The sequence below is a fragment of the Caballeronia sp. Lep1P3 genome (assembly GCF_022879595.1).
Taxonomy (GTDB): domain Bacteria; phylum Pseudomonadota; class Gammaproteobacteria; order Burkholderiales; family Burkholderiaceae; genus Caballeronia.
In genome coordinates this window covers 34168-51626 of sequence record NZ_CP084269.1, presented here as the reverse complement: position 1 = coordinate 51626, position 17459 = coordinate 34168, and the positions used below count along the sequence as shown (strand labels likewise).

The following is a 17459-nucleotide window of genomic DNA, read 5'->3' as shown; positions in this document are numbered from 1 at the left end:
TTCAAATCGGGAGCGGACAATGAGAACGATCGGTGCACACACTTTCGGCGTGGTATGGACCCATGACGCGGCCTCCTCGATCGACGCCTTCGCCGCGCTGGGCTTTCGCGATTTTCAGCTAATGGCGATGGCGCCGCATCTGGATCCCTGGAGCGGGCAGCAGGTCGTGGAGGCGATCCGGCGCGCGCTCGATGCGTGCGAAGGCCGTGTCATCGCGGTCGATCTTCCGAGCAGCGACATCAACATCGCCAGTTCGACACCCGCCGCCGTCAACTTCGCGATGCATACCTATGAGCACGCGATGTCGCTCGCACGCGCAGTAGGCGCGCAATGGCTCACGATCAATTCGGGGCGCAGGCACATGTTGTTGCCGCCGCCGGACGATCGTTTGCTGCACGTATTCCGCGATGCGCTCGCCCGGCTCTCGGCAAGGGCTGACGAATGCGGTATGCGCATTCTGATTGAGAATATTCCGGGTTGCCTGCTCGAGACTGCAGCGGCGCTCGAAGGCTTTCTCGATGAGCAAGGCTTCGCTAATGTCGATGTGCTGTACGACGTGGCAAATGCTGCGGCGGTCGGAGAAGATCCGGCTGCCGGGCTTGCGCTGCTAGATGAACGTGTTGCGGTCGTGCATCTTTCGGATGCACCGGAGGGTACCTGGAGGCATGCCCCGATCGGCACCGGCGACATCGACTTCGACGCCATCCGGGTTCAACTCGACGCGATGCATTTCCAGGGTGAAGTGGTGCTCGAGGTAATCAGTCGAATGCCTCTCGAGGATCTCAAGAACTCGTTGGCTCAACTGCGTCAACGACTCTGGTAATCCTCTCGGCCAATTGAGGCGGTTCGATATCGCAATCGAACGGTCCCCGCGCAACGGCTCAATGTCGGCAAACTATCGGTCCACCCAGACGGCGATCGTCGAAGCATTATTAGCGGCGGGCGCGTAGGCCAGTTTCGGCGTCCGCCGGCTTAAGGCTCGTTTCGCCTCCCTTCAGCACACCAATGGTCTAGTCATCGGCGAATCGCTTCTCCATGACCGCTCTTCCTCCAAGACGAAATTTCGAGCGGAAACGCCGCGGGCACGCAAGGCCACTCTAGAGAAGGGCGGGCTCGAGCCGTGGGCTCGAGCCGTTCCCGTACCGTGCGACCGCCGTAGCCGGAGGTAATCTCGAATGGTCGGTTACCCGGCGTGTAGCCAGCCAGTTCAATGGCAAACATGATGGTATCGAGAGCAGCTTGATTTGATGAGAGATCAGGCGCGAAGCCGCCTTCATCGCCGACAGCCGTCGAAAGCCCCTTTTCCTTCAGTACGCTCTTCAGCTTCGACGCCCCAGCGCAGCGCCTCTGAAAAGCACGGCGCACCGACGGGCAGGATCATGAACTGTTGCAAGTCAATGCTGTCATCCGCATGGACGCCGCCGTTGATGATGTTCATCATGGGAAGAGGCAAGCTTGGCTCATTCGTGGTCGACAAGTAGCGGTACAACGGCACACCGGAAAACACTGCGCCGGCTTTCGTAGACCGTATTAAATCTGTCACTCTTGCGCCAATAATTTTGTCAACTCGCCGTGGGAACCCATGCCCGTGCCCGCTCAGCCTTGGGAGACAAGGGTTTCCCGAAGCGAAATAATTGTGTCACCAGCGAGGTAAGTTCGGCAAGGTTGGGCGACAGGCAGGACAGCAAGGTCTCAGTCCGGCCAGACGCGGTCATTAACCAAATCGGAAACTCGACACAGCGATTCCACCCGAGATGTCATCCTCGTGATTTCAAATTTTCTCGGGGTCTTCTCCGGCAGCCTCGACAGCCACCATCAAAGGGATCAAGTGGTCTCTGACAGAGACGAGCTCAGCTTTTGACGAAAACTGTCGTTTCGGTTAGAAACGCGCCCGGCGTCGAGTTCGTGATCCCAACTATCAGACCAGCAGCCGTTCCAGGTCGTCGATAGGGGCTTGAGGAGAAATGCGTCAAAGCATTGCAGGTCCGATTCGGCGAAGCTACTGTGCCCCGTCAGTGCGTCGATACGAGCCCTCGCGCAACGGCCCTGCCGTAGATGAAGGCACACGTCGCGTCCGTCGCCGTCCAGCAGCGTAATGTCTAGAAAGATGACGTCAAGCAACTGCCGGCTGCGATTTTCAAGGCCGCCCCGCCCTATACGCAACCGCGCTCTGATGGCCCAGCGCCGAAGCAAGGTCGGCGAGAGCGGCTGCCGTGTCGTCGCTATCGTCAACGAACAGAACGCTGCTCATCCCGTCCCCTCAAAGACCAACATAATCGGACGCAGCGCGTTGCCACTGCGGTCGGTGCTTGCCCCGCCGGGGTTGCAACCGTATGTCGCCGTCAGGTTTGCGGCTATTTGGTCGACGATGGAATAACCTCGACAGTCACGTGCGAAAGGCCTTTGAGGTGTGCCAGCGCGGAACGATAGTAGTCGGGGCGTCGTTCGTGAAAACGCGTCGCGAGGGATATGACGGCGCTCATATGCCCGGGGCCGACGCGCCACACATGAAGGTCGAGGACCCGGTCGCCGCCACTCTCGATTTCCCGGCGAACCGCTTCGGTCATGCGTCCGTCGGGATTCATGTCCAGAAGTATCGCCGCGGTATCGCGAATCAGACCATATGACCAGTTTCCAATTACGAGCGCACCCACAACGCCTGCAAGTGGGTCCATCCAGTTCCATCCGAACGACCGCGCTAGAATGAGTCCGATGATTGCGAGGACCGAGACGGCCGCATCAGCAATAACATGAACGTACGCTGCCCGCATGTTGTGGTCGCGTGCCGTGCTTGCGTGGGCCTCATGGTCATGTTCGACGAACTCGATGCTGTGCTCGCCATCCGGTAGTCGGACAATGGTCCGAAAAGCGTGCGGTTCAGGGACGTGTTCCTTCGATTCTAGATAGCGGCCCCTATCGACGAGGGCGAAAATCTGGCGCGAGCCGTCTGGCCTGACCGTCGTGACTGAGACTCCGTCCGGCTTGAGCCCCTCTGTCCCCGCTTCTGGCGTGATGCGGAACACCGGTGGCACACAGTCTTCGTAGATAGACACTTCGAACGCGCCCGCGTTTCCAAAGATGCGTTTGACGTCGTCTTGATGGGCGTGGACATCTTCATGCTCATGGTCGTAGCCATGCCCGTGGCTATGACCATGACTGTGCCCATGATGGTCACCGCTCAACAGCCACACACTCGCGAGATTGACCAGCAGCCCGACGACAGCGATGGGAATCGCTTCATTGAAATGAATCGGCACCGGCGAGAAGAAGCGCCAGACCGCCTCATATGCAATCAGCAGCGCAATCATCGCCAGCACGATTGCACTGGTGAATCCTGCTAGGTCACCTAGCTTTCCGGTCCCGAAGACGAAGCGGGAATCCCTCGCGTGCTTGCGGGCATAGGTGTATGCCAAAGCAGCAATCAACATCGCTCCGGCGTGCGTCGACATATGCAGGCCATCCGCGACGAGTGCCAGCGAACCGAAGAGGCTGCCACCAACAATTTCTGCCACCATCATCGCGCTGCATAGCGCAATCACTAGCCATGTTTTGCGCTCATTTTGCTCATGCGCTGACCCGAGAAAAATGTGGTCATGCCCAGCGCCAAATGCAGCGTCCTTCCAATCACTCATTTCAAACCCTGCTCTTACTTGAAGTAACTGCGAACGACTTCAACTAGCTGTTCCGTACTGCCGCCGTGTTCCCCAGCGGGTTCGGCGTCTACAAGATGCGTACGGATATGGTCCTCTAGCACAACTGCCAACAAGCCGTTCATTGCGCCTCGGCAGCTGGTAATTCGTTGCAGTACGTCGTTGCAATCGCGCGCATCTTCAAGCGCGCGCTCGATGGCCTCTACCTGTCCTTTGATACGGCGGACACGATTGAGCAGCTTCTGCTTGTCGCGGATGGTGTGACTCACATTGAATCCAATATAGCCTAGGGGGGTATACTATCATGCGAAAAGTTGTATCCGTCGTGTACGTGCAGTTCTCAAGCCATGACGAATGGGAGACCGAAAAGGAGTTTGGACAGGCGTGGCTCGACTACGCGGCCCCGCATCGGGACGACGGGCGCGGCGCATACTGCTCGAACGCCGCGCTTCATGCCTCGACCTTCCTGGGCGGATGCTGCACCGGTGCGCTAGCGACCGCGCGGTGCAATGCAGTTACTGATCCGATGCGGACGCCCACCTACCGGTGCCGTGCACCGCAAACGCTTTCCGAGGCTGAGCAACCCGCGTTCGGCGATGGCGCCGGAACGATGCGGATCCTGCCGTTGTTGGGTACTGCCGTTCGGCCGTCCGTCAGCGTGCAAAACAGCCGGAAGTAATCGCCGTCGCCGGGAAACGGGCCTCCGGTCGCGGTCCAAATCAAGATCTACCCCACTTTGGGAAGGCGCACGATGAAGCGCGGAAAACGCGGTCGACCGGAGGCTTGTCTTTATAACGGAGATTTACAAACAGCAAAACAGCATAAAGAGCGGTTCGCCTCGTTCAATCAGTGCCTCCAGCTCGAGGCGCCATTGCACCGAATATCCTTTAAGGCAGGGAGCGGCATCGCAGTCGTGCCGGTAGAGACTAATAAAGCAGTCATCAAACAGCCGAGGTCGGCACTGCAATTCGGTCCGACGATGCTGAGAAAGCCGTTGATGCGCAAAAGGCGGAGCTGTAGAAGCTGCGCGAAAGTGGGTAGAAAAGAAGCTTGAAGACCACGCACATGGGAGAAAACGCTTCCCCTTGAGGGCAAGGGACGCTCTGCCTAAGTCGCCGGAGGTTCCCGACTCCGATGTACGGCAGCATACGCTGCCAGTTGTCGATCCACATGCGTGACTCCGGCAGTTCGGCCGGCAGGACCGACCGGACAGTCAGCTCCGCCTGAGGGAGATCCACAGCAGGGCTCGCGTCCATATCAACAATCGAATCGCAAAGGAGGACTAATTTGATAGAATTAATGCGCTCTACGGTTTAGGACCGTCTGCACAATTCGTTTCAGAAGCATGCGACAGGCGTGACATGGAATCGACGTGAACATTCGCATTGAGCCCCATTCTGCTCACCGCGCACGAACTGTCTATCCAGGCCGGTAAAGAAGTCGATACGGTGACTCGCGGCGAGTAAGAGGAAGGTCAAGTTCATTGTGTGCGGCCCCTCTACGATTTGTGCAGCACTTTTCGCATCATCCAGAGATTGCCCAACGCAAACAACGTAGTGATTTGAGCGGTGTTCTTCGCCAGCCCCCGGTATCTCGTCTTTACATAGCCGAATTGTCGCTTAAGGATGCGGAAAGGATGCTCGACCTTCGCCCGAATGCCGGCCTTCAGTCGTTCAATCTCGTCGTATATCGCATCGACAGGATCATTCAGGTTCAGCTTCCTTCGCTTGCTGGGCCGCATCGCGACGTGCCACCGAGTCGAGCCCGCTTGCTCACGTTTTTCGATGCCTTGGTGACCGGCGTCGGCATAAACATTTGTCTCCTCTCCGTGCAACAATGCATGTGCCATGTTGATGTCGTGCACGTTGGCTGCCGTGCCGATGACCGTATGAACCAAGCCTGACTCTGCGTCCACGCCCACGTGCGCTTTCATGCCGAAATACCAGTTGCGGCCTTTCTGGGTCGACTGCATCTCGGGATCGCGTTTTCCCGAGCCGTTCTTGGTCGAACTGGGCGCCGCAATCAACGTGGCGTCAACAGCTGATCCCGCCTTGAGCATCAATCCCTTGTCGCTCAATATCTCATTGACCACCGCCAGGATCTGCGCAGCGATCCCATGGGCTTGGAGCAGGTGCCTAAACCGCAGGATGGTCGTTTCGTCCGGAAGACGGGTCATCGCGCCGTCGAGACCCGCGAATTCGCGATACAGCGGCACATCATAGAGGGCCTCTTCCATCGCTGGATCCGACAGACTGAACCATTGCTGAATGAAGTGAATGTGCAACATCGTCGCGACCGGAAATGGCGGACGGCCAGTCTTCCCCTTTGGGTAATGCGGCTCGATCAACTCAATCAGCCGCGTCCACGGCACCACTCGTTTCATCTCGTCCAAAAACTCCCGCTTGCGCGTGCGCTTGGTTGACAGATTCAAGCCGAGATGAAGTTGCGTCATTGATGTCTCCAGGTCGTAATCACATAGTAGCATTCCTAAGTGTCTGTGCGCGTTGAGTTACGCAGAGTTTCCTTTACTGAGCGCCAGACGCCTTGCGACAGCAAGTCTGATAGCCTACGCCGTAAATCGCCTTAATCGTTAGCTGGTAGTTACTGACGGTCTCCAGCTTTGACTTCAGTCGAAAGACATGAACATCAAGCGTTCGTGTTTCTTGCGAGCGTCCGGCGATGAGCTTTTGAAGATATGCGCGAGGCACAGGGGTGCCGCAGCGTCCTAGGAGCTCCCAGGCAATCTTGAACTCAATTGGCGTCAACTTAGCGTCAACGCCACGATGCCGGATCCTGCGACGCTGCCGATCCAAAATAACGTTCCCGAACTGCGCCCACATGCCGCTGTTGACAGACCTCTGTTGCGCAGACGCAAGAACGCGTTCGACTAGGCGCCGCGGAGGAAGAGGTAGATGAACAACGTCTGCCGCCCCTGCTCCGAGTGCAATCGTTGCCTGGCGTCCGATCGGCGGGTCGACTAGAAACACTACTGTTGCGGCTGACAGCGAACACGCGTGAATCCAACGCAATAGGTCCAAGGGGGGAATTGAAGTGCTCTGCCAGTGAACGAGAACAACGTCCCACGGCGCACTATGTACTGCATGGATGAGGTCTTTGTCGGAAGCTATAGCCTTTACATCCTCGACGACCTGCATTAACTGGTCGAGAGGCTTAAAAGTGGCCGGGCATTCGTTGCAACGAAAAGCAATTCTCATTTTGGCGCACAGTTCGTGGCATTGAACAGTGGATTGCGCTAACGAAACACTGATTATTGAAGCTCGGCGGTCATCGGTCAGGTAGCTGCGGACGTTATAGAAAGCAGCTCACGAAACGGACGCAAGAGGATGAAGAGGCAGATCGGCTTCGCGGAAGCGGAAATTGCAGGGCAAGAAGCGCGTGACGAGGCGTCAACGCTTCTTGGGGGAGATGGAGAAAATTGTGCCGTGGGAGCGTTTGCTGTTTGCAATCGAACAGCATTACCGGAAGGGCACGCGAGGCCGTCCGCCGATTGGACCTGAGCGAATGCTGCGGATCTACTTTCTGCAGCAGCGGTACGGGCTGTCGGACGAAGGGCCGAAAGACGCGTTGTATGACAGCATTGCGCTGCGCCGCTTCGCCGGCATCGATCTCGCAGTCGAGAACGTGCCCGATGCGACCACGCTGCTCAAACTCGGGCGCCTGCTGATTGAGCACGATCTGACAAGGAAGCTGTTCGACCAGATCGGTATCTAGCTGTGCGAGCGTGCACTGATGATAAAGGAAGGCACGCTGGTTGATGCCGCAACCATCGAAGCGCCACCGTCGACCAAAAACGCCGGGACGAGCCGTGACCCGGAGATGCATCAAACGAAGAAGGGAAACGAATGGCACTTTGGGATGAAAACCCATGTTGGCGTGGGCGCCGATTCGGGCTTGGTCCACAGCGTGGCCGGCACGACGGCCAACGTGTTGGATGTGCCAAAAGCCCATCTGCTGCTGCGCGGCCATGAAGAGGAAGCGTTCGCCGACGCGAGCTATATTGGTGTAGACAAGCGCGATGAAATGAAAGGCCAGGCGGTAAAGTGGCACGTCGCTGCCGAGCGTGGAAAGATCAAGGCGATCCAAGAGGGGCCACTGAAGGCACTTGTGACCGCGCTTGAGCGAACCAGGGCGCAGATCAGTTCGCGCGTCGAGCATCTGTTCCATATCGTCAAGAACCTGTTTCACCATCGCAAGACCCGATACACGGGCTTGGCCAAGAACACCGCGCAACTTTTCAGCTTGTTCGCTGTGGTGAAGAATCTGGTGATTGTGCGGAATCTGTTGCGATCGGTTCATGGGAGCGAGCAATCCGTCAGCCGTAGAAAAATCAGAGCAGCGAGGCTCTTTTGAGAGCCGAATTTATTGAAATGCGCGCAAATTCGATTCGTTATCCAGAAACTTCGACGCCCGTGGATCTGCAAGCCGACCCAATAACGCATTATTCGGCGTTTCCCTAATGCCCGAGGTGACCGTTAACCTGCATTGGGACTTGCAGGTCCAACGCGCGATCACCACAAACCCTCGACCGGGAAGAAAACTCGTGTGATCACATATCTTCTCAGTTTGAAGTAGTCAGCGCCGTGACAAAGAAATGAATTTACTGTCACGGTCGAGTCATGCCCACTGCTTTGTTAGCGTCAAACGCGGCACCGGCTTGCCAGGTCGGTTCAAACGCTAAAACGCAATTGTCGATTACATCTTTGTTCGGGTTGTTATCCATTCAGGGTCATCCTCATGATCGCCTTAATCAAAACCGTGTCCAGACAATCCGAGCCGGTACAGTCGCTCGGCTTCGAGGCACAATTATCACGTTTAAGTCATGCTCCAGTCAGATTGCAATATATAAACTTTCCTCCAATCAAGCCCCCTGGAGGACGCAATGAAAGTAATTCCCTTGTTGGTTGCTACCCTCGGCATCGCCGTTGCGGTGCCGGCTTTTGCGGACCATGCTTATCCCCTGAATGACATACAGCCGACCCGAGGGGTTGAATCGTCTGCGGCGTTCAGTAGCAACAGGCAGTCGTATGGTGGCAGCGACGAAGGGTTGGCCGCCGCGGGGAGAGTCGGCAAAACCCGCGCGGAAGTCGTCGCCGAAATGATCCAGGCACAACGGGACGGCATGATACCCACGAGCAAGAACGACTACCCGCCGAGCGAGAGAACCATCGAACGCAATAAGGAACTCTATCGAATCCGCAATCGCTGACTCGGTACAACCCTGTTTTCAGGCCAAGTTGAGGCTTCGCTCGACGCACGTCGTAACGTGGCACGGGAGTCCGCAGGATTCGGATGGTGATGGGCGGCAGTTCGACGCAACGAAGTCAGAGGTTCGCCGAACTACCGAACATCGATTTCTTCAGCGGAGACCGCGTTCAGCCGCCGCAAGTCGTCGATTTAGTGATGTTGGCCGATTCGCTTCTTCTCGGTGAAAGCATGAGACACTGGATTATTCCTACAGCGTCAATGTCGGCAGTGGCGCTGTTCGGTGCAACCGCGTTCGTCTTGTCCGGAAATTACAACATGGGAGCGGATGCTCCCCACTGGCCCCTTACCTACAAGATCCTGCAAACATTGCGAATGCGGTCCATCGATGCTCATTCTAAGGACATCGTACCCCCAAACCTCAACAGTCCCGATCTCATTCTTAAGGGTGCAGGACAATACGCGGCAATGTGCGTGACATGTCACCTAGCGCCTGGAGTCAAAGATTCGGAGTTGGCTCCCGGACTCTATCCTCAGCCGCCAGAGCTTGCGAAGTCACAATTGGACCCGCGTAGCGCCTTCTGGGTTATCAAGCACGGCCTGAAGATGAGCGCCATGCCGGCATGGGGCAAGACACACGATGACGAGACAATTTGGAGCATGGTCGCCTTTGTGAATAAGTTGCCAAGTATGAGCGCGCAAGAATACAAGGAAATGGTGGCCAAGGCCCCTCGAGACGAGGAAATGGAGGGTATGAAGAACATGCCTGGAATGAAGTCGACGCACGGCGACGCGGAGGATGCGAAGAACAAAGCAAGCTCCTCGCGGCCGCGAGAGGCAAACCACCACACTCATGACACGGACTAGAATAGCCCTTGCCCGCTTCCTTAAGCACCGTACGGCCGTCTTGTCGCCATGAATCAGCGGCTCCGATAGCAACGTCTCATAACGCCTAGTCGAGGCGGTCGAGACGCAACTGCGTTGGCTTGATGACCCAAGCGATAAACATGGTCGAGCCGTCCACCGCCAACCGATGTTCCGCCGCAGGTCTACGGCTATTTCGCGACGATGAAAAGCAGTAGCTGGGGCGTCGTTCTTGGAAGCGTCTCTCAACGGGATATTAGAGCGCTCATATGCTCATATGCCCGGGGCCTACACGCCACACATGGAGGTCGAGCACCTATTGCAGGCCTATCGCACGTGGCTCGTGATCCTTGTTTGCCCGGCGGTCTCGCCAAATGCCGCGTCGTTCCAATCACTTGTGTCTAAAGCCTGCTCAAACGCGAACTAGCTAGAGATTGCCGCCAGATGTCGGTCGACAAAATTCCTTCAGTACCATAGCGTAACGCCGACTACTAGTTCCTTGTCAGATACAGGTTCGGCGTCACGGCGCGCAAAATCGGCAGTGCGACCAAAGCGTCTTCCCCAGACAAAGCCAACGTAGGGCGCAATCTCACGCCGTATTTGGTATCGGAGGCGCAAACCTAGCTTAATGTCCGAGACGCCGCTGCCTATCTCTCGCTCGGGGTCTGCTCTTCCATAGACGTTGACTTCGGCCTCGGGCGTGAGGAACAACCGCTGAGAAAGCAATACGTTGTAAGAGGTTTTTAATCGTAGCGCAGTTCGACCCGAAGCCCCTATGTAACCGGTGGCTTCAACGTCGAAAAACCATGGAGCCAGCCCCTCCACCCCAATTGCCGCCCAGTCCCGCGATGGCCCATTGCCGAAGTCGTGGCGTACACCTATCTGTGCGTTCCAGTAAGTCGAGTAGGCGCGCGAGATTAGCGCCTCGACGCGAGCGTCGTCTGTCTTGCCATACAGTCGGTCACCAGAACTTTTAAGCCAAAGTCTGTTAATGTCGCCGCCCAGCCATGCTTCGCCGTCCCACGACCAGCCTTGCCCGCCGGCAGCCTTCACATACTCCAGCTGGTCGACGAGTATTTGGTGGTAGACGTCGTCGTCAGCCATGTCCATACCCTTCATGGGAATGCCTTGGTTCGGATTCGCCATCGGAATACGTGGCTCCTCCACCGGTATGATGTGGTTGGGGCCGCTTTCAGGACCGCCTTTCGGACTCCGTTTGGCGCTAGCGTCGACGCTGACGCCCTGGTCTGCATTCGCCGATTCGTTGCTGGTGCCATTCCCTGTGCCGGGGGAGTTGCCGCGCGGCGCGATCATATGCTCCATTTCCTTGGAGCCCCGCGTTTGGTCGTTCGCGTCCGCTTTTCCGGTCATGTCGGACTTGCGTGCGGGAGAGCCTGGCGACGCATCGTGACCGGCGCCGTGAGCGCTGTGGCCGCCGATATCGCTCACCGCAGGCATGCCATCCATCGGCATCGATTGAGCAGGAGAGGTGGCTGAACGGGAAACGACGCATGCGGCGATGAGGACCCTCACAACAAGACGAGCTCGTGTGCCTCCGACTAGGTGCGCCGACAAGCTTAGCTGGCTCATGCGACCACCACCTTGCGGAACATGCCCGCTTCCATGTGATACAACAGATGGCAATGGAAGGCCCACTGGCCGGGTGCGTCCGCCGTCACACGGAACGTCACCTGTTTGGTGGGCTGCACGTTTATCGTATGCTTGCGAACAAGAAAGCTGCCGTCTTCGCTCTCAAGCTCCATGAACATTCCGTGGAGATGAATCGGGTGATTCATCATGGTATCGTTGATGAGCGTGACTCTCAATCTTTCCCCGTAGTGAAAAAGAATGGGTGGCGCCTCGGAGAACTTCTGCCCGTCAAATCCCCAGATGAACCGCTCCATGTTTCCTGTTAGGCGCACGGCGATTTCTCTTGACGGCGGTCGGGTGTCCAGTGGGCCGCCCGCGGTGTGTAGGTCCGCATAAGTCAGCACTTTTCGCCCGCTTTCCCGCAGCCGTGGTCCAGGGTCTTCCAGGGAACGCGAGACGGCCATCGGCCGCATGTCTACCTCCGGGCCAGTCCCGCGTGCCATCTCGCCCATTCCGCCAGCTTTCATGTCGGTCCTGGTGTCTTCGCTCTGGCTGTCCTGCACAGCTTCCATTCCCTGCATGCCTGCGTCGTCCTGCATTCGCTGCATCCCCTGCATTCCCTGCATATCGCTCATGCCTTGCTTGTCGTTCATGCTCGGCATCGAGTTCGCCCCGTGCATGTCGCGCATGCTATCCATGTCCTTCGCGTCGCTCGTCGCTTGCGTATGGTCCATCCCGCCCATGCCCCTCGCGTCTTTGGCGCCGCTCATACCCTGCATTTCGCTCATCTCGCCCATTCCCATGTCACCCATCGAGAGCCATGTCTTCGGGTCCATTGGAGGTATGGCAGCTTCCATTCCTGCGTGCGGAGCTAGCGTCGCTCGGGCGAAACCGCTACGGTCCATCGATTGGCAGAAGATGGTATGAGCATTGTCGTCAGGCATGTCCACAAGGACGTCGTAGGTCTCGGCGACAGAGATGCGAAATTCGTCAACGGTAACTGGCCTCACTTCCTGCCCGTCGGCCGCCACCACTGTCATCTTTAAGCCAGGGATGCGCACGTCGAAGAGCGTCTCTGATGACCCGTTGATGAAACGAAGCCTAACCTTTTCGCCGGCACGGGCAACAGCCGTCCAATTTTTCGCAGGTGTTGTACCGTTAGCCAGATAGGTGTACGTCGCCCCCGATACGTCGTGAAAGTCTGTCGGATTCATGCGCATCTCATTCCACATCTTTCGTTTTTTGAGCGCTGCACCTAACCCCATCTTTCTAACGTCATCGAAAAATTCAGGTGCCGTCGGCATCTGAAAGTTGTAGTAGTCGCTCGAAAGCTTGAGTTTTTGCATGATGCGCTCTGGGTTTTCGTCTGTCCAGTCGCTAAGCATAACTACATAATCTCGGTCGCAGCGGATGCTCTCCCCACCGGCCGGCTCGATTACAAGCGGACCATATAGTCCGGTTTGCTCTTGAAATCTGCTGTGACTGTGGTACCAAAAGGTACCCGCCTGCCGTACCAAGAACCTATAGGTGAACGTCTGCCCCGGCTGAATACCTGGAAAGCTTATGCCCGGTACCCCGTCCATATCAAACGGCACGAGGATTCCGTGCCAATGGATTGAAGTAGGAACCTGGAGACGATTGGTAACTCGCATCGTGACTTCCGTCCCCTGTCGCCAACGCAGCTCCGGCGCAGGGATTGAGCCGTTTACCGACGTGGTCGGGCGAATACGCCCTGTGTAGTTCGCTAAGGTAGAGCCGATGACCAAGTCGAAGTCCGTTCCAGTGAGGACCGAAGGCCCGTGACTGACGTACCCGTCTGCTCGAGTCAAAAGCGGCCAGGCACCAAGTCCCGCAGCAAGTCCGCTGGCGGTCACGCCTTGCACGAAGCGACGGCGGTTAGTTAGGTTCGGAAGGACGTTCTGCTTCTTCGACATGACGCTTATTACCTCACGCGGCTGTTGAGTTTCCCGCTGCCCGAGCGACTGCGACTTGATACTCGGGCACGAACGAGTAAATCTGAATCTCGACGAAAGTTCGGCGGCGAGCTGTTGATTCGCTAAAGATACCTCGTCTGAGCGACGCCTAAGAAGAGTATCGTGCTCGGTTTCTTTTAACATGACCGGCGAATGACAAGCGCGTCATGGAATCGCCTCCAAAGCGCGTGAATGAGCAACGCGATACCAGAAAATCGATGCAGAGCGGGCAGCGCTTTTACACTAACATCACCTTGGGACACATATAGACCTCAGACTTTCGCGTTGCGCAAGCGCAGGGCGTTCGTTATGACGGAGGCTGAACTGAGGCTCATAGCTAGCGCCGCAATCATCGGCGATAGGAGTAAGCCCGTGAACGGGTAAAGCACGCCCGCTGCCAGTGGAATCCCCAGTGCGTTATAGACGAAAGCAAAGCCGAGGTTTTGCTTCATATTCCTGACGGTGCTCTCAGACAGTTCCCGGGCTCGCGCGATGCCGCGCAAATCGCCCTTGACCAGCGTAACTTGCGCGCTGCTCATTGCGACGTCTGTGCCCGTGCCCATCGCGACGCCGACGTCGGCCTTGGCCAGCGCCGGCGCGTCGTTGATGCCGTCGCCGGCCATCGCGACCACCTTGCCCGCCTCTTGGAATCGTGTGACGAGCGCAAGCTTGTCGGCAGGTTTGACCTCACCGTAGAATTCATCGATGCCGAGTTTGCCCGCTACGGCCTTCGCGGTTACGACACCGTCGCCAGTTGCCATCACCACGTGAATGCCGTCCTCCGCAAGGCGAGCCAATGCTTCTGGCGTCGTCGGCTTTATCGGGTCCGTCACCGCCAAAAGACCAGCCAGGTTCGCATCTACGGCAAGGTACATGACGCTCGCGCCCTGTGTCCTCAAAGAGTCGGCGTCGCTTGCTAACAGTCCGACGTCAATGCCCTCGGCTTGCATCAGAGCTGTATTGCCTAGGGCAAGGTTGCGACCGCGTACAATTCCTCGCACACCGATTCCTGTGCTGGACTGGAACTCGTCAGCTCTGTCGAACGTCAGCCCTTGTTCGCGCGCGGCAGCGACGATCGTTGCGGCGAGCGGGTGTTCGCTACCTTGGTCGAGGCTTGCTGCGAGGCGGAGAACCTCTTCCTCTGAAAAGCCGTTGATGCCAACACAGCGTTGGAACGCTGGGCGTCCCTCGGTTAGCGTACCGGTCTTGTCAACGATAAGTGCATTGACCTTCCGCAGGTTCTCGATAGCCGCGGCATCCCGGAAAAGCACACCGTTCGTGGCAGCCTTACCACTGGCAACCATGATGGACATCGGTGTTGCGAGTCCGAGCGCACATGGGCATGCAATGATGAGTACTGCGACGGCGTTGATGAGGCCAAACACCCAGCTCGGTTGCGGCCCGAGAAGGCCCCACGCGACGAACGTGAGCACAGCGGTGCCGACGACTGCGACGACGAACACACCCGCGACCTTGTCCGCCATCCGTTGCATGGGCGCGCGAGAACGCTGGGCTTGCGCGACCATCTGGACTATTTGCGCCAACACTGTTTGGGAGCCGACTTTTTCTGACCTAATAACCAACGTCCCAGCGGCGTTCATAGTGGCGCCAATTACATGGTCACCGGGTCGCTTGGTAATAGGAATGGGCTCGCCCGTAATCATCGACTCGTCCAGCGAACTGGTCCCATCCGTGACGACACCGTCCACCGGCACCTTTTCTCCTGGCCGCACGCGCAACAGGTCACCGACATGAACGTGCGTGAGCGGGATGTCCTCTTCGGAGCCGTCTGCGTTGATTCTGCGGGCGGTCTTTGGTGCCAAGCCGAGAAGCGCTTTGATGGCAGCCGACGTTTGCGAGCGCGCCTTCAATTCAAGCAACTGCCCCAGCAGCGTAAGCGATATGATGACGGCCGCCGCTTCAAAGTAAACGTCGACACGACCGTTTGCGACGAACGTTGCGGGAAACACACCGGGCGCGACGACAGCAATAACACTGTAGATGTAGGCCGCTCCCGTTCCGAGGCCTATGAGTGTCCACATGTTCGGGCTGCGGTTGATAAAAGACCGAATGCAGCGTTCGAAGAACGGGAGTCCGGCCCACATGACGACAGGGGTGGAGAGCACGAACTCGACCCAGCTCAGGGTAGAGGCTCCCATCGAGCTTAAGCGATGGCCAAACATCGCGAGGACGAACACGACCGCTGTAAGCGGCAAGGTCCACCAGAATCTTCGCCGGAAGTCGACAAGCTCCGGGTTTTCCTCGTCTTCCAAGCTCGGCAGCAACGGCTCAAGTGCCATGCCGCATATCGGGCAGTTCCCGGGGCGGTCTTGTCGAATCTGCGGGTGCATCGGGCAGGTATAGACGGTGCCCTCTGGCGCTGCGTGCACCGGCGCTCCGGGCGTTGTGCTGGCGTACTTTGTCGGGTTGTCGGTGAATTTGTTCTCGCAGGATTGGCTGCAGAACAAGTATTGTTGTCCGTCATGCTCAACGTGAAACTGCGAGTCCGCAGTGACTGACATGCCACAGACCGGGTCACTTAGCGAAGATGCGCCCGATTCCGACGCGTCGTCAGACCCTCGTCGGTGTTGACTTGGATGGTGCTGATGGTCGTGCTTCGCATCAATTGCGTTCGACGGCCCGCGGCGCTGCTTGCTGTCATTAGGTTGCACGCTCATGCTAAGTGCTCCTTGTTCGGTCGTGCCATGCACTTGGTTTCGGACGACACATCGTTCGCTCGGCGTTAGCCTGGACCTCGGCCCGCTCAGGTGCGCCAGCGACCTAAATTTATTGTCACTTACCGACGGTGGGAAGGTCAACGGAGCTTGTCCAAAGACCGGAACATCGGTGATAGACTCGCCCGACAATAAAACCTACGACAATAATGAATACCCTGCACACCCTTATCGAGCATTGGAAGGCAGACCCGGCGGCCACTTTTCAGACCTGGTTCCTATGGCCTGAGCGTCTGAAGAACTTCCGGTCCATCCGCCAAGGCATCCGGCAAGTCGTAAAGGAAATCGACGCAGGGACGTTTGGCAACGCGTACCGAGGCTCGTCTCTCGAAACCGTCGTTGGCTCCATCGCTGAGCAGCGGCAGATTTTCCGCGGCGCTGACCATGCATTTCTCTGGAAACCGAAGCTTCGAATCCCCGACATCTACGAAAACCCCGCAAACCAGCGGGCGTTCGGCAAGCTCCTAGACACGTGCGATTGTTGCGACGAAGCTGAGGCGGTCTTGACGGCTATAAGGACGCTCGACTCTCACGCCGTCAAGGGCTTGGGGCCGGCAGTCGCCAATCTGCTTTACTTCATCCATCCGACCCTCGTCTGTCCGTTCAACACCGCCATCGTCAAGGGGTTCAACGCCTTGGCCAAGGCCAACGTAAAGCTGGGACGTTGGGATCACTACCTCGCAATGCGCAAGGGAATCCTTGAGCTAAATCACGAATTCCGCACGCTGCTGTCAAACGACCTAGGGGCGCTCGCGGGATTTCTTTTCGACGTCGGCATCGACCGCTACCCGTTGCCGCCGTCTGTAGAAGATGCCGCATCTCATGATGCGTGGCTTAAAGACCTGGATGCCGTTCGCGAACAATCGGCAACACTAGCCAAGCAACTAGAGGCGAGCCGCCAGCAAGACGCGACACATACCGAAGTTCAAGGATGGTTGCGCGACCTCGGACAATCGCTCGGCTATCAAGTCTGGATTGCGTCGAATGACCGCTCGCGCCCTTACCGCGACGGCAAACTTGCCGACGGGTGCCTGACCGAGTTGCCAACTTCGCTGAATATCAACGGAGCAGACACCGTCCCGCTGATTGACGTCATCTGGTTGAATGCTGACCGCTCCGTCGCAGCAGCGTTCGAAGTTGAACACACGACGTCCATCTATTCCGGCATCGTTCGCCTCCTTGACTTGGCACTTGGCTCGGCCACAGCGGCACACAAGCATCTTTACCTCGTCGCGCCCGATAGTCGACAAGAGGACGTACGGAGCCAACTGGCGAGACCGGCCTTTTCCCGCGTAACCGAACTTGGCATTAGGTACCTTCCGTACGGTGCTCTCAAGGAACATCGCGAAACTATCGCCCGTTTCGGCAGCGGTATGAAACCCATTGAAGCTATTGCTACCTCACTGTAGAGGCGACGTAACGCA

General features: G+C 57.5%; 12 protein-coding genes and 2 pseudogenes. 6 read left to right on the top strand and 8 right to left on the bottom strand.

Features of this window, described 5'->3' with window-relative positions; all coding sequences use genetic code 11:
- Positions 1-19: 19 nt before the first annotated feature.
- Positions 20-823: a sugar phosphate isomerase/epimerase gene (locus LDZ27_RS26715; protein WP_244818556.1), complete on the top strand. Its 804-nt coding sequence runs from the start codon at positions 20-22 to the stop codon at positions 821-823.
- Between the two features lie 191 nt (positions 824-1014).
- Here the strand turns inward: LDZ27_RS26715 and LDZ27_RS29160 are convergent.
- From LDZ27_RS29160 to LDZ27_RS26700, 3 genes and pseudogenes are all read right to left on the bottom strand, one after another.
- Positions 1015-1438 (bottom strand): annotated as a pseudogene (locus LDZ27_RS29160) (hypothetical protein).
- A 916-nt stretch (positions 1439-2354) separates the two neighbouring features.
- Entirely contained in the window at positions 2355-3632 is a 1278-nt protein-coding gene (gene dmeF, locus LDZ27_RS26705) for a CDF family Co(II)/Ni(II) efflux transporter DmeF (protein WP_244818555.1), read from the bottom strand.
- Positions 3633-3646: 14 nt separating this feature from the next.
- Entirely contained in the window at positions 3647-3919 is a 273-nt protein-coding gene (locus tag LDZ27_RS26700; protein ID WP_244818554.1) for a metal/formaldehyde-sensitive transcriptional repressor, read from the bottom strand.
- Between the two features lie 35 nt (positions 3920-3954).
- On the opposite strand from LDZ27_RS26700, the gene LDZ27_RS26695 reads away from it, so the two are divergent.
- Positions 3955-4329 carry a hypothetical protein gene (locus LDZ27_RS26695; RefSeq protein WP_244818553.1) on the top strand — a complete coding sequence of 125 codons (375 nt, stop codon included), beginning with the start codon at positions 3955-3957 and terminating at the stop codon, positions 4327-4329.
- 819 nt (positions 4330-5148) lie between these two features.
- On the opposite strand, the gene LDZ27_RS26690 is transcribed toward LDZ27_RS26695, so the two are convergent.
- Both LDZ27_RS26690 and LDZ27_RS29155 read right to left on the bottom strand, forming a co-directional pair.
- A complete protein-coding gene (locus tag LDZ27_RS26690; protein ID WP_244818552.1) occupies positions 5149-6102 on the bottom strand; it encodes an IS5 family transposase in 954 nt (317 codons plus the stop codon).
- Positions 6103-6175: 73 nt separating this feature from the next.
- Positions 6176-6490 (bottom strand): winged helix-turn-helix domain-containing protein, encoded by a 315-nt coding sequence (locus tag LDZ27_RS29155; protein ID WP_370653504.1) that lies wholly within the window; start codon positions 6488-6490, stop codon positions 6176-6178.
- 504 nt (positions 6491-6994) lie between these two features.
- On the opposite strand from LDZ27_RS29155, the pseudogene LDZ27_RS26685 reads away from it, so the two are divergent.
- The 3 genes and pseudogenes from LDZ27_RS26685 to LDZ27_RS26675 all read left to right on the top strand — a co-directional run bounded on the left by LDZ27_RS26685 (position 6995) and on the right by LDZ27_RS26675 (position 9740).
- Positions 6995-8021, top strand: a pseudogene (locus LDZ27_RS26685) (IS5 family transposase).
- A 529-nt stretch (positions 8022-8550) separates the two neighbouring features.
- Positions 8551-8877, top strand: a complete 327-nt coding sequence (locus LDZ27_RS26680; RefSeq protein ID WP_244818551.1) for a DUF4148 domain-containing protein — start codon at positions 8551-8553, stop codon at positions 8875-8877.
- Positions 8878-8966: 89 nt separating this feature from the next.
- Positions 8967-9740: a cytochrome c gene (locus LDZ27_RS26675; protein WP_244818550.1), complete on the top strand. Its 774-nt coding sequence runs from the start codon at positions 8967-8969 to the stop codon at positions 9738-9740.
- A gap of 462 nt (positions 9741-10202) precedes the next feature.
- Here the strand turns inward: LDZ27_RS26675 and LDZ27_RS26670 are convergent, their stop codons facing one another.
- From LDZ27_RS26670 to LDZ27_RS26660, 3 genes are all read right to left on the bottom strand, one after another.
- Positions 10203-11204: a copper resistance protein B gene (locus LDZ27_RS26670; protein WP_244818549.1), complete on the bottom strand. Its 1002-nt coding sequence runs from the start codon at positions 11202-11204 to the stop codon at positions 10203-10205.
- A 119-nt stretch (positions 11205-11323) separates the two neighbouring features.
- Positions 11324-13261: a copper resistance system multicopper oxidase gene (locus tag LDZ27_RS26665; protein WP_244818548.1), complete on the bottom strand. Its 1938-nt coding sequence runs from the start codon at positions 13259-13261 to the stop codon at positions 11324-11326.
- 311 nt (positions 13262-13572) lie between these two features.
- Entirely contained in the window at positions 13573-15978 is a 2406-nt protein-coding gene (locus LDZ27_RS26660) for a heavy metal translocating P-type ATPase (RefSeq protein ID WP_244818547.1), read from the bottom strand.
- 203 nt (positions 15979-16181) lie between these two features.
- Between LDZ27_RS26660 and LDZ27_RS26655 the strand changes: the two genes are divergently transcribed.
- Positions 16182-17444 (top strand): type II restriction endonuclease, encoded by a 1263-nt coding sequence (locus tag LDZ27_RS26655; RefSeq protein ID WP_370653510.1) that lies wholly within the window; start codon positions 16182-16184, stop codon positions 17442-17444.
- The last annotated feature ends 15 nt before the right edge of the window (positions 17445-17459 follow it).

Bases quoted from the DNA above. Each gene is read 5' to 3' on its own strand.
- LDZ27_RS26715 (WP_244818556.1), top strand. From the start codon at position 20: ATGAGAACGATCGGTGCACACACTTTCGGCGTGGTATGGACCCATGAC.
- LDZ27_RS29155 (WP_370653504.1), bottom strand. From the start codon at position 6,490: ATGTGGGCGCAGTTCGGGAACGTTATTTTGGATCGGCAGCGTCGCAGG.
- LDZ27_RS26690 (WP_244818552.1), bottom strand. From the start codon at position 6,102: ATGACGCAACTTCATCTCGGCTTGAATCTGTCAACCAAGCGCACGCGC.
- LDZ27_RS26675 (WP_244818550.1), top strand. From the start codon at position 8,967: ATGGGCGGCAGTTCGACGCAACGAAGTCAGAGGTTCGCCGAACTACCG.
- LDZ27_RS26695 (WP_244818553.1), top strand. From the start codon at position 3,955: ATGCGAAAAGTTGTATCCGTCGTGTACGTGCAGTTCTCAAGCCATGAC.
- LDZ27_RS26660 (WP_244818547.1), bottom strand. From the start codon at position 15,978: ATGAGCGTGCAACCTAATGACAGCAAGCAGCGCCGCGGGCCGTCGAAC.
- LDZ27_RS26665 (WP_244818548.1), bottom strand. From the start codon at position 13,261: ATGTCGAAGAAGCAGAACGTCCTTCCGAACCTAACTAACCGCCGTCGC.
- LDZ27_RS26670 (WP_244818549.1), bottom strand. From the start codon at position 11,204: ATGGATGGCATGCCTGCGGTGAGCGATATCGGCGGCCACAGCGCTCAC.
- dmeF (WP_244818555.1), bottom strand. From the start codon at position 3,632: ATGAGTGATTGGAAGGACGCTGCATTTGGCGCTGGGCATGACCACATT.
- LDZ27_RS26680 (WP_244818551.1), top strand. From the start codon at position 8,551: ATGAAAGTAATTCCCTTGTTGGTTGCTACCCTCGGCATCGCCGTTGCG.